General features: G+C 28.6%; 17 protein-coding genes. 12 read left to right on the forward strand and 5 right to left on the reverse strand.

Annotated features, from left to right (window positions below):
* Positions 1-569 precede the first annotated feature (569 nt).
* Positions 570-965, forward strand: coding sequence for an acyl-CoA thioesterase (locus Lupro_RS01625; RefSeq protein ID WP_068205749.1), 396 nt, complete (start codon positions 570-572; stop codon positions 963-965).
* 26 nt (positions 966-991) lie between these two features.
* Here Lupro_RS01625 and Lupro_RS01630 read toward each other — a convergent pair whose 3' ends face one another.
* Positions 992-2,215 (reverse strand): glycosyltransferase, encoded by a 1,224-nt coding sequence (locus tag Lupro_RS01630; RefSeq protein ID WP_068205750.1) that lies wholly within the window; start codon positions 2,213-2,215, stop codon positions 992-994.
* 108 nt (positions 2,216-2,323) lie between these two features.
* Between Lupro_RS01630 and Lupro_RS01635 the strand changes: the two genes are divergently transcribed.
* On the forward strand, positions 2,324-3,004 hold the full coding sequence (locus Lupro_RS01635) for a TrmH family RNA methyltransferase (RefSeq protein WP_068205751.1): 681 nt from the start codon (positions 2,324-2,326) through the stop codon (positions 3,002-3,004).
* On the opposite strand, the gene Lupro_RS01640 is transcribed toward Lupro_RS01635, so the two are convergent.
* The 4 genes from Lupro_RS01640 to porX all read right to left on the reverse strand — a co-directional run bounded on the left by Lupro_RS01640 (position 2,991) and on the right by porX (position 6,671).
* Positions 2,991-3,359, reverse strand: coding sequence for a hypothetical protein (locus Lupro_RS01640; protein WP_068205752.1), 369 nt, complete (start codon positions 3,357-3,359; stop codon positions 2,991-2,993). The two genes, Lupro_RS01635 and Lupro_RS01640, sit on opposite strands and share 14 nt — an antisense overlap.
* A gap of 1 nt (position 3,360) precedes the next feature.
* A complete protein-coding gene (locus Lupro_RS01645) occupies positions 3,361-4,563 on the reverse strand; it encodes an alanine dehydrogenase (RefSeq protein ID WP_068205753.1) in 1,203 nt (400 codons plus the stop codon).
* Entirely contained in the window at positions 4,556-4,972 is a 417-nt protein-coding gene (gene tsaE, locus Lupro_RS01650; protein WP_068205754.1) for a tRNA (adenosine(37)-N6)-threonylcarbamoyltransferase complex ATPase subunit type 1 TsaE, read from the reverse strand. Before tsaE ends, Lupro_RS01645 begins: the two co-directional genes overlap by 8 nt.
* Before the next feature lie 148 nt (positions 4,973-5,120).
* Positions 5,121-6,671, reverse strand: coding sequence for a T9SS response regulator signal transducer PorX (porX, locus tag Lupro_RS01655; protein WP_068205755.1), 1,551 nt, complete (start codon positions 6,669-6,671; stop codon positions 5,121-5,123).
* Between the two features lie 47 nt (positions 6,672-6,718).
* Here porX and Lupro_RS01660 point away from each other — a divergent pair, with 47 nt between their 5' ends.
* From Lupro_RS01660 to Lupro_RS01705, 10 genes are all read left to right on the forward strand, one after another.
* Complete coding sequence (locus Lupro_RS01660) at positions 6,719-7,939, forward strand: HD domain-containing protein (protein ID WP_068211333.1); 1,221 nt, start codon at positions 6,719-6,721, stop codon at positions 7,937-7,939.
* A 34-nt stretch (positions 7,940-7,973) separates the two neighbouring features.
* Positions 7,974-9,008 (forward strand): UDP-3-O-(3-hydroxymyristoyl)glucosamine N-acyltransferase, encoded by a 1,035-nt coding sequence (lpxD, locus tag Lupro_RS01665; protein ID WP_068205756.1) that lies wholly within the window; start codon positions 7,974-7,976, stop codon positions 9,006-9,008.
* Complete coding sequence (locus Lupro_RS01670; RefSeq protein WP_068205757.1) at positions 9,008-10,405, forward strand: bifunctional UDP-3-O-[3-hydroxymyristoyl] N-acetylglucosamine deacetylase/3-hydroxyacyl-ACP dehydratase; 1,398 nt, start codon at positions 9,008-9,010, stop codon at positions 10,403-10,405. Before lpxD ends, Lupro_RS01670 begins: the two co-directional genes overlap by 1 nt.
* On the forward strand, positions 10,405-11,187 hold the full coding sequence (gene lpxA, locus Lupro_RS01675; RefSeq protein WP_068205758.1) for an acyl-ACP--UDP-N-acetylglucosamine O-acyltransferase: 783 nt from the start codon (positions 10,405-10,407) through the stop codon (positions 11,185-11,187). The genes Lupro_RS01670 and lpxA overlap by 1 nt, the downstream gene beginning before the upstream one ends.
* A 52-nt stretch (positions 11,188-11,239) precedes the next feature.
* Entirely contained in the window at positions 11,240-11,806 is a 567-nt protein-coding gene (gene efp / locus Lupro_RS01680) for an elongation factor P (RefSeq protein ID WP_068205759.1), read from the forward strand.
* A 22-nt stretch (positions 11,807-11,828) separates the two neighbouring features.
* Positions 11,829-12,599, forward strand: a complete 771-nt coding sequence (locus tag Lupro_RS01685) for a class I SAM-dependent methyltransferase (protein ID WP_068205760.1) — start codon at positions 11,829-11,831, stop codon at positions 12,597-12,599.
* Positions 12,600-12,605: 6 nt separating this feature from the next.
* Entirely contained in the window at positions 12,606-13,529 is a 924-nt protein-coding gene (locus tag Lupro_RS01690) for a UDP-3-O-(3-hydroxymyristoyl)glucosamine N-acyltransferase (RefSeq protein WP_068205761.1), read from the forward strand.
* Between the two features lie 73 nt (positions 13,530-13,602).
* The gene (gene sucD, locus Lupro_RS01695) at positions 13,603-14,475 is read left to right on the forward strand and encodes a succinate--CoA ligase subunit alpha (RefSeq protein ID WP_068205762.1); all 873 of its coding nucleotides are present in this window, start codon (positions 13,603-13,605) and stop codon (positions 14,473-14,475) included.
* A 99-nt stretch (positions 14,476-14,574) separates the two neighbouring features.
* The gene (gene fabG / locus Lupro_RS01700) at positions 14,575-15,321 is read left to right on the forward strand and encodes a 3-oxoacyl-[acyl-carrier-protein] reductase (RefSeq protein WP_068205763.1); all 747 of its coding nucleotides are present in this window, start codon (positions 14,575-14,577) and stop codon (positions 15,319-15,321) included.
* A gap of 10 nt (positions 15,322-15,331) precedes the next feature.
* A complete protein-coding gene (locus Lupro_RS01705) occupies positions 15,332-17,359 on the forward strand; it encodes a vWA domain-containing protein (RefSeq protein WP_068205764.1) in 2,028 nt (675 codons plus the stop codon).
* The last annotated feature ends 69 nt before the right edge of the window (positions 17,360-17,428 follow it).

Consider the following 17,428-nt stretch of genomic DNA (forward strand, 5'->3'; position numbering starts at 1 on the left):
TGATTTTAATTGAAAATACACCTATAAGAATTAAAAAATCAAATTTGTATATAAAATCAAAGAGTAAAATATACATAAATACATTAGTTCCATACTTTGAGTTTAAAAATAAAATTGGAAGAATTATTAAGGCTAAAAATAATTGTATCTGCTTATAAAGTAGAGAAACTGTTGTCCCCATTATAGTTACAATAAAAAAACAGTTGCAAAAAATCTTTTTGTAATTGTCGTCCCCACAACGGTAGTGTAATAAGATTCTTTATTTACAACTGTTTTTATGTAACACAAGTATATTAATTAAAACAGCCGCAATATTTTGAAAAAAACTGTCGTCCCCACGATAATTTTTTAAACTCAATCAATCACGACTGTAAGTTTTTTAGCCGTATTATTACAAACATGGTTAAAAAACAAAACATTCTTGAACTTTTTAGGTTTCGTAAATGTAAAATATAACATTCATAAATCCAACTATTTTTAATTGTAAATATTTAAACATTTCAACAACTTATTAAAGAAATATTCTTTAAATAGTAATTAGTTTATATTTAATTGTTAATATTGTTTTGATGCATAAAAAAATATTCTCTTTCCAATTAACTATAACTAAAGATGTAATAGATGTTTTAAACCATGTAAACAATGTTTATTATTTGCAATGGGTACAAAATGCTGCTCAAAAGCATTGGGATTTGTTAAGCACCTCAGATTTAAATAATAAGTATGTTTGGATTGTTTTAAGGCATGAGATTGACTATTTATATGCTGTAAAGTTAAATGATGAGATAACAATAAATACTTGGATAGAAAATATTTACGGTGTTAAATCTGAACGTATTGTTGAAATTAAAAAAGGAAATAAACTTGTTGCCAAAGCAAAAACTACTTGGTGTTTATTAGATAAAAAAACTATGAAACCTATTCGAATTCCTTCAGAAATAATAAAACTATTTAAAGCTGTTTAAGTATAACTTTATATTAAAAAAATCTTTTAGTTGTTTTTTTCTTCTATCCATTTTGAAAAATACTTTGTACTATTTAAAGTATGATGCATTAATATTGTTCCTGTAAAATTATTTAGCCTGTGTTCTATAATTTGTTTTTGGAGAAAGTTAATTTTGTTAATAAGCTTCTTACCATATTTATTTTTTGAATAGCATTTATGAAGTATTTTAATCCCATTTTGTTGTGAATTTCTCCATATTAATTCATCGTTATATAATTTAACAGATTTTAAGGCAAAATCTGCAGGGTCATTTGTTATAAAACCATTCCATGGTAAATTATTATGCATAGCTTCTGCACCAATTGTGGTAGTAATACTTGGAGTTCCATACTTCATTGAATCAATTAACTTACCTTTTAATCCTGCGCCAAATTGAAGAGGAGCAATACAAACCCTAGCATTTGTAAAAACTTTTTCAATACTTTCAGCCCATCCTTTTATTAAAAATCCATCTTTAATACTATGTAGTTGTTGTATTTTTTGAGTTGAATAGGCTCCGTATATGTATAATTTAGTACCGGGCAAATCTTTTCTTATCAATGGCCAAATATTAGTTTTTAGGTACATAACTGAGTCTAAATTTGGAGCGTGTTTAAAGTTTCCTATTGCAATAAAATTTTCTCTTTCAGTAAAAGACGGATATGAGTTGGGTAAAACTACTTTTTGAAGAAGAAAAGGAACATAATGTAAAAGAGATTTGTCAACGCCAAAAAAACGCTTCAGTAATTTAATTTCATATTTTGAAATAATAAGTGTTAAATCGCACCTGAAAATACTTGCAATTTCACGCTTAGTTATATCATTTTTCAATAAATTTTCAGAGATAGGAATCTTTTTTTTATAAGCCATTTGTCTTGCATTTCGTAAAAAATGTAGATCCTCTGTATCTAAAATTCTAAGCGCATTAGGACAATTTTCAGCAACTCTCCATCCAAATTGCTCTTCTGTTAAATAACGATCAAACAATACCAATGTAGGGTTTAACTGTTTTATTAATTCATCAAAACTACTGTTGTTTAGCTCAATATCAAATGTTTGAATATTTAATTTATTCAGGTTAAATGATTTATTTGTTTTAGAAGCAGCGCAAACGAAAGTTATGTTGTACTTATTATCTTGAAATAATTCAATAAGTTGTAACATTCTTGAGCCTGCAGCTGTGGTGTTAGGTTCGGGCCATACAAATCCAATAATTAATAGGTTCTTCATAAGAAGTAAAAATAATAAAGTTATGCTACAATATAGGAGTTTACACAAAGTGATTAGATACTGTAATTTATGAATTTAAATTTTATCTTTGTACAAAGATGTTATTAAATGCCAGATTATAAATTTATAGAATATTTAGAACAGTTTGTTACTAATGACAGAAAAGAGTTGTTTAAGAAAGTAATAAATAACAGAACACGCCATTTTACGGTTGCCATTGAAGATATTTATCAGCCACATAATGCTAGTGCAGTAGTTAGAAGTTGTGAAATATTTGGAATTCAAGATGTACATGTTATTGAAAATAAATACAAATTTTATGCTTCAAATCAGGTAGCAAAAGGAGCTCAAAAATGGCTTGATTTTAAATTTTATAAAGAAAAAGATATAAATAACACACTTGAATGTATTAATAATTTACGAGAGAAAGGATATAAAATTATAGCAACCACACCACATAATGATTCGTGTGTTTTACAAGATTTTGATGTTACTGAAAAATCAGTTTTCTTCTTTGGAGTAGAGAAAGAAGGACTTTCAAAAGATGTGTTGGAAAATGCAGATGGATTTTTAAAAATACCAATGGTTGGTTTTACTGAGAGCTTAAATATTTCGGTTGCTGCAGCAATAATTTTACAACGTATGAATGAAAAATTAAAAGCATCTAACGTAAAATGGCAGCTTAATGAACTAGAAAAAAGTGAATTATATTTAGAATGGCTCGAAAAATCAATTAAAAGTATCAAAAAAATAAGAGAACATTATTATTCTAAAATTATTCAACAGTAATTTTTTCAATAAAAGCAACTGAATCACACCTTTTAACTGTTAGCATAATATTTTTTAAATTATTACGCCCTTGAATATTGTATTGCATACAAGAATCTAATTTAAGTTTATTCCATATATCAACATTTCCATTTTTTAAAATTTGATTTATTGTTGAGGAATCTATTTTTTTTGAATGGATTATTTGTAGTACTTCTGGAGAAAAGATTTGTGGTTTTCTTCGAATACTTTTTAAAACTCTAGCATTGGGTAAATAATCAAATTCTACATTTTTTTTATTAAGAAAAAAATAGACAAGCATAATTCCCAAAAAGAAGCCAATAATATAATAGGGTAAACGTTGTTTAACAGTCATTTTACAAAAACAATAAATTAATATCTCTAAATGGTAAATTAAACCAATCGGCAACAGTTCTATTGGTTAAAATTCCGTGGTAAAAGTACATACCTTTTTGCAAACTTTTGTCTAAACGGGCAGCATTTTCAAAACCTCCTTCTTCTGCAATACTTAATAAATAAGGTGTAAAAATATTACTTATTGATACTGAGGCTGTTCTGGAATATCTGGAAGGGATATTTGGCACACAATAATGAATAACGCCATGTTTCATAAATGTAGGCTTTTTATGGGTTGTAACTTCAGAAGTATCAAAACAACCACCTCTATCAATACTTACATCAACAATTACAGATCCATTTTTCATTTGCTGAACCATTTCTTCAGAAACTATAACAGGAGACCTAGATTTACCTCTTAAAGCCCCAATGGCAACATCACAACGCATTAATGCCTTTTGTAAAGTTTTTGGTTGAATTGTAGAAGTATAAATTGACCGTCCTAAATTACGTTGTAAACATCGCAATTTAGTTATTGAATTATCGAAAACTTTTACATTTGCACCTAAACCAATTGCAGATCGTGCAGCAAATTCACCTACAGTACCAGCACCTAAAATAACAACTTCAGTGGGAGGAACACCACTAATATTTCCCAATAACAATCCGTTACCTTCATTATCATTACTCATTATTTCTGAAGCAATTAAAATTGAAGCTGTACCTGCAATTTCACTCAATGATTTTACAATTGAATAAACACCTTGATCATCTCTAATATAATCAAAAGCAACAGCGGTAATTCTTTTACTAGCAATTGCTTCAAAGTATTTTTTTGTTTGAGTTTTTAGCTGTAAAGCTGAAAATAAAGTACTCTGTGGGTTTATTAGTTTAATTTCATCTAATGAAGGTGGCTCAACTTTTAAAATGATATTGCACTCAAAAGCTTCTTTAACATCATAAGAAATTTTGGCTCCAGCTTCTGAATATTCACTATCAGAAAAGTTTGAACCATCACCAGCGCCGGTTTCAATTATAAAATTATGTCCATGCATTGTTAATGCGGCAACAGCATCAGGTGTTAAGCAAACTCTTTTTTCTTGGTAATGTGTTTCCTTAGGGATACCAATAATAAGTTTTCCTTTTTGTTTTTGAATTTCTAAAGTTTCTTCTTGAGGAAGTAGTTCCTGTTTGCTAAATGGAGAGGTTGCTTTTTTACTCATTATTTTTAAGTTCAATGGTTCGTTGCTGGTTGTTTTTTTTAGTAATTGAAATAGTTACCGACTTTAAAGGTAATAAATTTTCAACTTTATTAGGCCATTCAATCAAACACCAATTATCACTGTAAAAATATTCTTCTATTCCAATATCTAATGCTTCTTCTTCAGTTTCAATTCTATAAAAATCAAAATGAAACACTTTTTTATTTTGAGTTGTATGGTACTCATTTACTAATGAAAAAGTAGGAGAGCTAACTGTATCAATAACTCCAAGTTGTTTAGCAATTTCTTTAATAAGCGTTGTTTTTCCAACACCCATTTTTCCATAAAAAAGCAATATTTTATGGTTGGATAATTTTATAATTTCTTCAGAAATTTTGGGTAATTGTTTTAGCGAGTAATTTTTAAACATATAATAGAATTTAATACTAACTTCAGGTCATTTTTAAAAAAAATTGATTGTTATTTATAGCAGAATTTTTAAATATAATATCTCAATATTAGGACAATTTGACTGCGCTCAATGTGACAACTTTATAAAATTCTCTAACAATGTACTTTTATTTAGGTACAAATATAGCACAAGGAATTATCATTTCCTCTAAAGAAATTCCTCCGTGTTGATATGTGTTTTTGTAATACTTAACAAAATGGTTGAAATTATTTGGATACGCAAAAAATAAATCTTCTTTGGCAAATATAAAGGAGCTATTTATAGAGATAGAAGGTAACCCAATTTCTTTAGGGTTTTTAACTGCAAAAACTTCTTTGTCTTCATAAGATAAACTTCGGCCAGTTTTATAGCGTAAATTGGAACTTATATTTTTATCTCCAATTACTTTTGAAGGAGTTTTAGTATTTATGGTTCCGTGGTCTGTGGTTATAATTAATTTTAAACCTAAATTTTGTGCTTTTTGAATTATTTCAAGCAAAGGAGAATTTTTAAACCAACTATTACTTAATGATCTGTATGCTTTGTCATCACTAGCCAATTCTTTAATAACTTCCATTTCAGTTTTAGCATGTGAAAGCATATCAACAAAATTATAAACAATAACTGTTAAGTCATTTTCTTTTATTGAATTAAAATTGTCAGCCAATTGTTTTCCAGATTTTAAATTAGTTATTTTATAATAGGCCAGTTTTAGATTTTCTCTAAGCCTGTTTAATTGTGCTCTTAAAAAATCTTCTTCGTGTAAATTTTTACCACCTTCATCAGTATCATTTTTCCAATAATTAGGATGTTTTTGCTCCATTTCTAGAGGCATTAACCCTGAGAAAATAGCATTACGAGCATATTGAGTTGCTGTTGGTAAAATACTGAAATAAGAGATTTCTTCTTCTTTTTTATAATATTTTGTAATAGTTTGTTCTAGTATGTAAAATTGATCATAGCGTAAATTATCAATTATAACCAATAAGGTTCCCTTAGATTTTTTTACTTCTGGAAGTATTACATTTTTAAATAATGTATTCGATAAAATAGGCTCATGGTCATCATTATAAATCCAATCGGCATAATTTTTCTTTATAAATTTAAAAAAAAGGGTATTTGCCTCTTGTTTTTGACTTTCAAGTATTTCAATCATACCAGAATCGCTAATATTTTCTAATTCTAATTCCCAATAAACAAGTTTTTTATAAATATCAATCCATTCTGAATAGGAATTAACCATAGCTAAATCCATTGCTATTTTTCTAAATTCTTGTTGGTAATTTGATGTGGTTTTTTCAGAAATTAGCCTAGAATGATCTAAATTTTTCTTTAGACTTAATAATATTTGGTGTGGATTAACGGGCTTAATTAAATAATCGGCTATTTTATTACCAATAGCATCATCCATAATGTATTCTTCCTCACTTTTGGTAATCATAACTACGGGTATGTTTGGCCGTTTACTTTTAATTTTAACCAATGTTTCTAAACCACTTAAACCGGGCATATTTTCGTCTAAAAAAATAATATCATAATTATTTTCATCACACATATCAATAGCATCTGCACCATTATTACAAGTTGAAACGGTATAGCCCTTTTTTTCTAGAAAAAGAATGTGTGGTTTTAAAATATCTATCTCATCATCTACCCAAAGGATGTTTATATTGCTCATATTGTTATCTTTGTTGTAATATTATAAAAATAATTATTTTGATCGAAATTAAAACGAACAAACTTAAAATATTAAACGATCCAATTTACGGTTTTATTACCATTCCAAATACATTAATTTGCGATTTAATAGATCACCCTTATTTTCAACGTTTAAGGCGAATTTCACAAATGGGTTTATCCTATTTAGTGTATCCAGGTGCACATCATACAAGGTTTCACCATGCAATAGGAAGTATGCATTTAATGCAAAAGGCTGTGAGAATTTTAAAATTTAAAGGAATAAATATAACTACTGAAGAAGCAAATGCGCTCTATATTGCTATTTTGTTACATGATATTGGTCATGGTGCTTTTTCGCATGCATTGGAAAACAATATTGTTTCAGGAATAAACCATGAATTAATTTCTTTAAAATTTATGGAAGCCTTAAATAAAGAATTTCAAGGAAAACTTTCATTAGCAATTACAATTTTTAAGGGGAATTATCATCGTAATTTTTTGTATCAATTGATTTCAAGTCAGTTAGATATGGATAGGTTAGACTATTTAAATAGGGATAGTTTTTATACAGGTGTAGCCGAAGGAAATATAAGTTCAGAACGTTTAATTACGATGCTAAATGTTAAAAATGATAATTTAGTAGTTGAAGAAAAAGGAATTTATTCAGTAGAAAAATTTATTGTTGCTCGTAGGCTAATGTATTGGCAAGTTTATTTACACAAAACAGGGTTAGTTGCTGAAAAATTATTAGGAAAAATTTTAAAACGAGCTAAAGAATTAACATTACAAGGCAAAAAATTACCTGCTAGTAAAGCATTTCTGTATTTTTTAAAACGAGATACAGAACTTGAAGAATTTACAGATGAAGCGTTAAAAACTTTTGCGAAATTAGATGATTATGATGTTTTTTCAGCTATAAAAGAATGGATTTCTTGTAATGATTTTATAATTTCAACATTGTCAGAAAGTTTGATAAACAGAAAATTACCTAAGGTAATTCTTCAAAAAGAACCATTTGCTGAAAATCAAATTGAAATTATAAAAAAACAAGTTAAAGAAGCTTTTGATTTGAGTGACAAAGAATTAGATTATTTTGTTTACACCGGTAAAATCCAAAATCAAGCTTATGATGCAACAAAAAATAATATCCAAATACTGTATAAGAAAGGAGTAATAAAAGATGTTACAGAAGCATCAGATCACTTAAATTTGCAAGCATTATCAAATCCAGTAATTAAGTACTATATCTGCTATCCTAAGAAATAGGTAGTCGCCATTTTTTTTTTTACTTTTGCAACTCATGAAATTTACAGCAAATCAAATAGCCGAAATATTAGAAGGTGAAATAGAAGGAAACGAAAATGTTGAAGTATTTAAACTTTCGAAGATTGAAGAAGGTGAAAAAGGCTCTTTAACTTTTTTATCAAATCCAAAATACACACCGCATATATACTCTACAGAAGCTTCTATAACTATAGTAAATAAAGATTTTATTGCAGAGAAAGAAGTAAAAACTACACTTATTAAAGTGTTGAATCCTTATGAGGCTTTTTCAAAACTATTAGAAGTTTATAGTGAGGTTAAATTAAACAAATCAGGTATAGAGTCGCCTTCTTTTATTAGTAAATCGGCATCTATAGGTAAAAATATATATCTAGGGGCTTTTGCTTACATAAGTGATAATGTAATAATAGGGAACGATGTTAAAATTTATCCGAATGTTCATATAGGAGAAAATGTTGTAATTGAGTCGAATACAACCATATTCACTGGCGCAAAAATTTACTCAGAAACTATCATTGGAAAAAATTGTGCAATTCATTCAGGAAGCATTGTTGGTGCTGACGGATTTGGATTCGCACCAAATTCAAAAGGTACATTTAGCAAAATACCTCAAATAGGAAATGTTATTATTGAAGATAATGTAGATATTGGAGCTTTAACAACAATAGATAGGGCAACATTAGGGTCAACTATCATTAGAAAAGGAGTGAAATTAGATAATCAAATTCAGGTAGCACATAATGTTGAAATTGGCGAAAATACCGTAATTGCAGCTCAAACAGGTATCGCTGGTTCAGTTAAAATAGGTGAAAACTGCATGATTGGCGGTCAAGTAGGTATAGCAGGACATTTAGTTATTGGTAATAATGTACGTATACAAGCTCAAACAGGTGTAGGTAGAAATATCAATGATAACGAAATAATTCAAGGGTCACCTGCACTTAATTATTCAGATTATTTTAAATCGTATGTTTACTTTAAAAAACTTCCTGAATTGGTAGCAACGATAAATTTATTAGAAAAGGAAATAAAAGCTTTAAAAGAGAAATAATGAGTAACAAACAAAAAACAATCAAAAATGAGGTAACACTTACAGGTGTTGGTTTGCATACAGGCAATAAAGTTACTTTAACTTTTAAACCAGCTCCTGTAAACCATGGATATGCTTTTGTAAGGATAGACTTAGAAGGAGAGCCTATAATTGAGGCTAGTGCAGAATATGTTGTAAATACTCAAAGAGGTACTAATTTAGAAAAAAGAGGTGTTTTTGTTAATACTTCTGAACATGTTTTGGCTGCTGTTGTAGCAATGGACATTGATAATATTAAAATTGAAATTAGTGCAGCGGAACCTCCAATAATGGATGGTTCATCGAAATATTTTGTAGAAGCACTCGATAAGGCAGAAGTTATTGAACAAGAAGCCGAAAGAGAAGAGTACGTTGTAAAGGAAGTTATTTCGTATAAAGATGAGGAAACGGGAAGTGAAATTATCTTAATGCCCTCTGAAAAATATCAGATAACAGCAATGGTAGATTTTGGCACTAAAGTTTTAGGAACTCAAAATGCAACCCTAAATTCACTTTCAGATTTTAAACATGAAATTGCAAATGCAAGAACATTTAGCTTTCTACATGAACTAGAAACATTGCTTGATAATAATTTAATTAAAGGAGGAGATTTAAATAATGCGATAATATACGTAGATAAAGAAATCTCTAGACAAACAATGTTAAAATTAAAAAAAGCTTTTAAGAAAGAAAATTTAGCAGTTAAACCAAACGGTATACTAGACAACCTTACATTGCGTTGGGCTAATGAAGCTGCTCGTCATAAATTATTAGATGTTATTGGAGATTTAGCGTTGGTTGGTACAAGAATAAAAGGTAAAGTAATAGCGAATAAACCAGGTCATTTAGTAAATACAGTTTTTGCAAAAAAGTTACAAAAAATTATTAAACACGAAAAAAGAAATAGTGTACCCGAATTTGATTTAAACGAGCCTCCGTTAATGGATATTCATAAAATAATGAGTATTCTTCCTCATAGGCCTCCTTTTTTGTTAATTGATAGAATTTTAGAATTATCAGATAAGCATGTTATTGGAATGAAAAATGTAACTATGAATGAGGCTTTTTTTGTAGGGCATTTTCCAAACGCACCAGTTATGCCGGGGGTTTTACAAGTTGAAGCTATGGCACAATGCGGAGGTATTTTGGTATTGAGCTCAGTACCAGATCCTGAAAATTACTTAACATATTTTATGAAAATGGATAAAGTTAAGTTTAAACGTAAAGTATTACCAGGAGACACTTTAATTTTTAAAGCAGAACTTATTACACCAATTAGAAGAGGTATTTGTCATATGCAAGCATGCGGTTATGCAAATGGAAAATTAGTAGTAGAAGCAGAGTTAATGGCTCAAATAGCAAAAAAATCAAAAGAATAATGAATCAACCGTTGGCTTATATACACCCAGGAGCAAAGATAGCAACAAATGTAGTAGTAGAGCCCTTTACTACTATTTATAACAATGTAACAATTGGTGCAGGAACTTGGATTGGTTCTAACGTAACCATTATGGAAGGAGCGAGAATAGGAAAAAATTGTAGAATTTTCCCCGGTGCAGTTATTTCTGCAATTCCTCAAGATTTAAAATTTGATGGAGAAGATTCTTTAGCAATTATAGGTGATAATACTACTATTAGAGAATGTGTAACAGTAAATAGAGGAACAAAAGTATTAGGGAAAACCCAAATTGGTGATAATTGTTTAATTATGGCAACTTCACATATTGCCCATGATTGTATTGTTGGGAATAACTGTATACTGGCAAATGGATCAATAATTGCAGGGCATGTAACCATAGGAGATTATGCAATATTAAGTGGTTTAGTGGCTGTTCATCAATTTATTCATATAGGAGATCATTCATTAGTATCAGGAGGGTCATTAGTTAGAAAAGATGTACCTCCATATACCAAAGCAGGTAAAGAACCTATTTCATTTATAGGTATTAATTCTATTGGCTTAAGAAGAAGAGGTTTTGAAACGCAAAAAATTAGAGAAATTCAAAATATTTTTAGAATTTTATATCAAAAAAATCACAATACAACTCAAGCACTCGAAAAAATTGAAGCTGATATGGAAGCAACAAAAGAAAGAGATCAAATCATACTTTTCATTAAAAATTCTCAAAGAGGGATTATGAAAGGTTATATAGGAGGTTAATATTTATAAACTAGGTTAGATAATTCTACTTAGACTAAAACTTAAAATAAAAATGGCAACAACATCAGACATAAGAAATGGTTTGTGTATAAAACACAATAATGATATTTTTAAAGTAGTAGAATTTTTACATGTAAAACCAGGTAAAGGGCCTGCATTTGTTAGAACTAAATTAAAAAGCTTAACATCTGGTAAAGTGTTAGAAAATACATTTCCAGCTGGAAGAAAAATAGAGGATATAAGAGTTGAAACTAGAAAGTACCAATTTTTATATCCAGAAGGAGACACTTTTCACTTTATGAATACAGACGATTACAACCAAATAACATTAGAAAAAGAAACTCTTGATGCTCCAGATTTGTTAAAAGAAGGAGAAATAGTAACTATAATTTTTAATACAGAAGATAGTATGCCTTTATCTGTAGATATGCCAGCAAGTGTTATTTTAGAAATTACACATACTGAGCCTGGAGTAAAGGGCAATACAGCAACAAACGCAACAAAACCAGCAACCGTTGAAACAGGAGCAAAAATAAATGTTCCTTTATTTATTAACGAAGGTGATAAAGTTAAAGTTGATACTTCAAAAGGATCTTATTTAGAACGTGTTAAAGAATAATTAATTCTGCTTAATTAGTATCATGAAAAATTTAAAATCTGTTGAAGAAATAAATAAGACAGAACAGGAATATTGGGATGAAAATAAGTTAGAGAGAACAAAAATAAAGAAAATTAGGAGACATGCTTTTTTTTATTCTTATAAAAGAGAAAATAGAATATTAAATGATATTATTAAGACTTTTCATAATAAAGAAATACTTGAAATAGGTTCTTATACTTGGGCAAGTTGGATAAAAAATGGGGTAATACCAAAAAAACTTTCCTGTATAAATATTTCTGAAGTAGAATTGAATAAAGGAATTTCTCAAGCTAAAAATGTTTTATTTGATATTAATTTTCAATTGATGGATGCAAATAATTTAACTTTTCCTGATGAGTCATTTGATATTGTGTTTGGAGGTGCAATACTACATCATTTAAATATTGATAAATCAATTAAACATATTCATAGAGTATTAAAACCCAATGGTTATATCTTGTTTCTGGAACCCCTTAACATTAATCCAATCTATAAGATTTACAGAAAATTGAATCCAAAAGAAAGGACTCCAGATGAGCATGCTTTAGTGTCTAAAGACTTTAAACTAATAAAAAATAAATTTACTTTTAATCATCACTTTTTTGATTTTTTTAGTGTGGTTTTTGGATATTTATCATTGCAAATTTTTGGAGATAAAAAATACGATAATTGGTTAAATAAGACTGGGTATAACTTAGATGTTTTGATATCTAAAATTCCTATGTTATATTTCTTATTTGCACGTGTAATAATTTATGGTAAAAAAAAATAATGAATCATGAAATTTCCTCGAGGACATAGTTTAAAAGAAATTGCTCAGTTAATTGATGCAAAGTTTGTAGGACCTTCAGATTTTCCAGTTTTTGGTTGTAATGAAATTCATGTAGTTGAAGAAGGAGATATTGTTTTTGTAGATCATCCTAAATATTACGATAAAGCTCTACAATCAAAAGCTTCAGTAATATTAATTAATAAAAAAGTAAAATGCCCGCAAGGCAAGGCTTTATTAATAGCAAAAGACCCATTTACGTGTTTCAATAAATTAACAAAACATTTTAATCCTTTTGAGCCTTCAAATTCTTCAATTTCAAAAACTGCAATTATTGGAAAAAATACTATCGTACAACCAAATGTGTTTATTGGTAATAATGTTGAAATTGGGGAAAACTGTGTTATACATCCAAATGTAACAATTTATGATAATTGTATTATAGGAAATAATGTTACTATTCATGCCGGAAGTATTATAGGAGCAGATGCCTTTTATTATAAAAAAAGACAAGCAGGTTATGATAAGTTAATTTCTGGAGGAAGTGTACTGATAGAAGATAATGTAGATATTGGAGCTCTATGCACAATTGACAGAGGAGTTTCAGCAATTACAACAATTAAAAAAGGTACAAAATTAGATAATCAAGTACAAATAGGTCACGATACTATTATTGGTGAAAAATGTTTAATAGCATCACAAACAGGTGTTGCAGGCTGTGTTATTATAGAAGATGATGTTATTTTATGGGGACAAGTAGGAACAAACAGCGGAATTACTATTGGAAAAGGCGCAATTGTACTTGGACAAACGGGAGTTACCAAGTCTGTAAAAGGTGGTAAAACCTACTTCGGAACACCAATTGAAGAATCAAGAAAAAAGTTAAAAGAAATAATAGAAATTAAACAATTGATAAAAAATCAAAAAAAGTAATTTTTCTTTTATTCAGAACCTAGAAAAAATTACTTTTGTACTAGTTAATACATTAATAAAAAAATATACTTCAATGAGTGTTTTAGTTAATAAAAATTCAAATATAATCGTACAAGGTTTTACAGGAGGTGAAGGAACATTTCATGCAACCCAAATGATAGATTATGGAACCAATGTTGTGGGTGGTGTTACTCCTGGAAAAGGAGGGCAAACTCACTTAGGGAAACCTGTTTTTAATACCGTACAAGATGCGGTTGATAAAGTTGCAGCAGATACTTCAATAATTTTTGTACCACCCGCATTTGCAGGAGATGCTATTATGGAAGCAGCAGCCGCGGGAATTAAAGTAATTATTTGTATTACAGAAGGAATTCCAATTGCAGATATGGTAAAAGTAAAAGCCTATATTGATAATAAAGAGTGTAGATTGGTAGGCCCAAACTGCCCTGGAGTAATTACACCTGAAGAAGCTAAAGTTGGAATTATGCCTGGATTTATCTTTAAAAAAGGAAATGTAGGAATAGTTTCTAAGTCGGGAACTCTTACTTATGAGGCCGCAGACCAAGTTGTAAAAAACGGTTATGGTATTTCTACTGCAATTGGTATTGGAGGAGATCCTATTATTGGAACTACAACAAAAGATGCTATAGAATTGTTTATGAATGATGATGAAACAGAAGCCATTGTAATGATTGGTGAAATTGGAGGACAATTAGAAGCTGAAGCTGCAAGATGGATAAAAGAAACTGGAAATAAAAAACCTGTAATAGGTTTTATTGCTGGGCAAACAGCTCCAAAAGGAAGAACAATGGGACATGCAGGTGCAATTGTTGGAGGAAAAGATGATACAGCACAAGCAAAAATGGCTATTTTAAAAGAAAATGGTATTCATGTAGTTGAATCTCCTGCTAAAATAGGAGAAAAAGTTGCTGAAATATTAGGTTAATAAAAATCTTAACTTTTATTTAAAAAGCTTCCTATATGGAAGCTTTTTTTATACAAATGTGTATATTTGGTTTATCAAAAAATTAATAATAATTAGTATATGAAACTTTTAGAAAATAAAACAGCAATAATTACAGGAGCAACAAGAGGTATAGGAAAAGGAATTGCTGTTGTATTTGCAAAACAAGGAGCTAATATAGCTTTCACATTTAATGCTTCTATTGAAGCGGCCAAAGAACTTGAAAAAGAATTAGAATCTTATGGTATAAAAGCTAAAGGATACCAATCTAATGCCGCTAATTTTGACGCTGCACAAGAGTTAGCATCTAATGTATTGAAAGAATTTGGAACTATTGATATTTTAATTAACAATGCAGGTATAACTAAAGATAATCTTTTAATGCGTATTTCAGAAGATGATTTTGATACCGTTATTGAAGTTAATTTAAAATCGGTTTTTAATTTAACAAAAGCTGTTATTAGACCAATGATGAAACAGCGTAAAGGTTCAATTATAAATATGAGTTCTGTAGTAGGGCTAAAAGGAAATGCAGGTCAGGCAAATTATGCAGCATCAAAGGCAGGTATTATTGGGTTTTCAAAATCAATTGCATTAGAGTTAGGGTCAAGAAATATAAGAAGTAATGTAATTGCACCGGGATTTATTGAAACTGAAATGACTGCAAATTTACCTGAAGATACTGTAAAAGAATGGAGAAATGCAATTCCTTTAAAACGAGGAGGAACACCTGAAGACGTGGCAAATGCCTGTGTGTTTTTAGCATCAGATATGAGTGCTTATATTACTGGGCAAACACTAAGTGTTGATGGGGGAATGCTAACATAAATAAAAAGTATTGAAAACAGCAACAATAGTATTCATAATTTTAGCAGTTTTTGCAGCTTTATTTATTGCTAGTTTTCAATATTTATTTCAAAATAAAGAAAAAAGCCAATTAAATTATTGGCTTTTCTTTATTCGGTTTCTAAGTGTTTTATCAATCTTAATTTTAATAATAAATCCTCAAATTGAAAAAGAGAAACTTGTAATTGTTAAACCAAACTTAATAGTAGCTATTGATAATTCAAGTTCAATTGAGTATAAATCTCAAAATAAAAAAGTTAAAAATACAATAGAATTTTTAAAAAAAAATAAAGCGATAAATAACAAATTTTCAGTTAATTACTATAGTTTCGGAAGTAATTTAGCTGTTTTAGACTCTTTAAATTTTAAAAAAAACCAAACCAATTTATCACTGCCGTTTCAAGAATTTTCTAAATTATACAAAACAGGAACCAATCCTATTATTCTTATTACTGATGGGAATCAAACAACTGGGAGTGGAATTGAATTTATAGATTATAAAAGTCCAGTTTTTCCATTAATTGTTGGTGATACTACAACCTTTAAAGATATTGCAATAAAGCAATTAAACGTTAATAAATTTACAAATATCAATCATAAATTTCCAGTTGAATTATTTATAAATTATTTAGGAAAAGAAAACATTTCAAAAAATATTAATGTTTATCACAAAGGGAAAAAAGTTTACTCAAAAAAACTCCATTTTTTTGAGTCTGAGACTTCAAAAATAGCATCTTTCTTCTTAACGGCATCAATTAAAGGTACTCAATATTATACTGTTAAAATTGAAGAACTTGATGATGAGCAGAATACGCTTAATAATATGAAAACATTTAGTATAAATGTTATTGAAGAAAAATCTAAAATTTTAATTTTAACATCAATTATTCACCCTGATTTAGGAATGTTTAAAAAATCTATAGAACGCAATAAACAACGATCTGTGAAAATATCTAAAATTACTAATTTTAAGGGTAATATAAATGAATATCAGTTAGTTATATTGTATCAGCCAACCAATGATTTTGGAAAAATATTTAATGCTGTTAACTCTAATAAAATGAATTATTTGATAGTTTCAGGGTTAAGTACAGATTGGAATTTTTTAAATAAAATTCAATCAAACTTTCATAAAGAATCTATACCACAATTAGAAAATTACTATCCTATTTTTAATACAAGTTATGCTGGTTTTTTGAGTAATGATATTGGTTTTTTAGATTTCCCTCCTTTAGAAGATAGTTTTGGCGATATTACATTTTTTATGCCCTTTAACTCTTTATTATATCAAAAAGTAGGAGGTGTTAATACAAGAAACCCATTACTTGCAACTTTTGAAAATGGCAAGCAACGGATGGCAATTCTAACAGGTGAAAATATATGGCGTTGGAGAATGAGTAGTTATGCTTTAAATAACACATTTGAAATATTTGATGGGTTTATTTCAAATTTAACTCAATATTTAGCTTCAAATGAGCAAACTAAAAGATTAAATATTATAAGTAAGTCTATTTACTATACAAATGAAACGGTTACAATATCAGCAAGTTATTTAGATAAAAATTTTAACTTTGATAATAGAGCTAAACTTTGGTTGACGGTTTCCAATAAAAAAAGTGGTTTTTTAAAGAAAATACCATTTGCTAAATTCGATAGCAGATTTACAATTTATTTATCAAATATACCTGCAGGTGAATATAGTTACGTAGTTTCTGTAGAAAACCAAAAATCTTCAGTATCAGGACTCTTTAAAATACTACCTTTTGAAATTGAACAACAATATACAAATGCCAATAGCAAAGAATTAAAAATACTTGCGAATAATACGAATGGAAAAGTTTTTTACAATAACCAAGTAACTGAACTTGTAGCATATTTAAAATCTGATTCTCAGTTTAAAAAAATTCAGAAAACTGAAATTGTAAAAAAATCTTTGATTGACTGGAAGTGGGTTTTAGGTTTAATTATACTTTTACTGAGTATAGAGTGGTTTGCACGTAAATATTATGGAATGGTTTAAGGATACTATAAAGGTTAACTATTAGTAAATAAAATTTTATTATCATATTTTCTAGCCTAAATAAAAATA

The sequence above is a fragment of the Lutibacter profundi genome (assembly GCF_001543325.1).
Lineage (GTDB): Bacteria > Bacteroidota > Bacteroidia > Flavobacteriales > Flavobacteriaceae > Lutibacter > Lutibacter profundi.

Bases quoted from the DNA above. Each gene is read 5' to 3' on its own strand.
- lpxA (WP_068205758.1), top strand. From the start codon at position 10,405: ATGAATCAACCGTTGGCTTATATACACCCAGGAGCAAAGATAGCAACA.
- Lupro_RS01635 (WP_068205751.1), top strand. From the start codon at position 2,324: ATGCCAGATTATAAATTTATAGAATATTTAGAACAGTTTGTTACTAAT.
- efp (WP_068205759.1), top strand. From the start codon at position 11,240: ATGGCAACAACATCAGACATAAGAAATGGTTTGTGTATAAAACACAAT.
- Lupro_RS01690 (WP_068205761.1), top strand. From the start codon at position 12,606: ATGAAATTTCCTCGAGGACATAGTTTAAAAGAAATTGCTCAGTTAATT.
- lpxD (WP_068205756.1), top strand. From the start codon at position 7,974: ATGAAATTTACAGCAAATCAAATAGCCGAAATATTAGAAGGTGAAATA.
- tsaE (WP_068205754.1), bottom strand. From the start codon at position 4,972: ATGTTTAAAAATTACTCGCTAAAACAATTACCCAAAATTTCTGAAGAA.
- Lupro_RS01630 (WP_068205750.1), bottom strand. From the start codon at position 2,215: ATGAAGAACCTATTAATTATTGGATTTGTATGGCCCGAACCTAACACC.
- fabG (WP_068205763.1), top strand. From the start codon at position 14,575: ATGAAACTTTTAGAAAATAAAACAGCAATAATTACAGGAGCAACAAGA.
- sucD (WP_068205762.1), top strand. From the start codon at position 13,603: ATGAGTGTTTTAGTTAATAAAAATTCAAATATAATCGTACAAGGTTTT.
- Lupro_RS01645 (WP_068205753.1), bottom strand. From the start codon at position 4,563: ATGAGTAAAAAAGCAACCTCTCCATTTAGCAAACAGGAACTACTTCCT.
- porX (WP_068205755.1), bottom strand. From the start codon at position 6,671: ATGAGCAATATAAACATCCTTTGGGTAGATGATGAGATAGATATTTTA.
- Lupro_RS01670 (WP_068205757.1), top strand. From the start codon at position 9,008: ATGAGTAACAAACAAAAAACAATCAAAAATGAGGTAACACTTACAGGT.
- Lupro_RS01685 (WP_068205760.1), top strand. From the start codon at position 11,829: ATGAAAAATTTAAAATCTGTTGAAGAAATAAATAAGACAGAACAGGAA.
- Lupro_RS01640 (WP_068205752.1), bottom strand. From the start codon at position 3,359: ATGACTGTTAAACAACGTTTACCCTATTATATTATTGGCTTCTTTTTG.
- Lupro_RS01625 (WP_068205749.1), top strand. From the start codon at position 570: ATGCATAAAAAAATATTCTCTTTCCAATTAACTATAACTAAAGATGTA.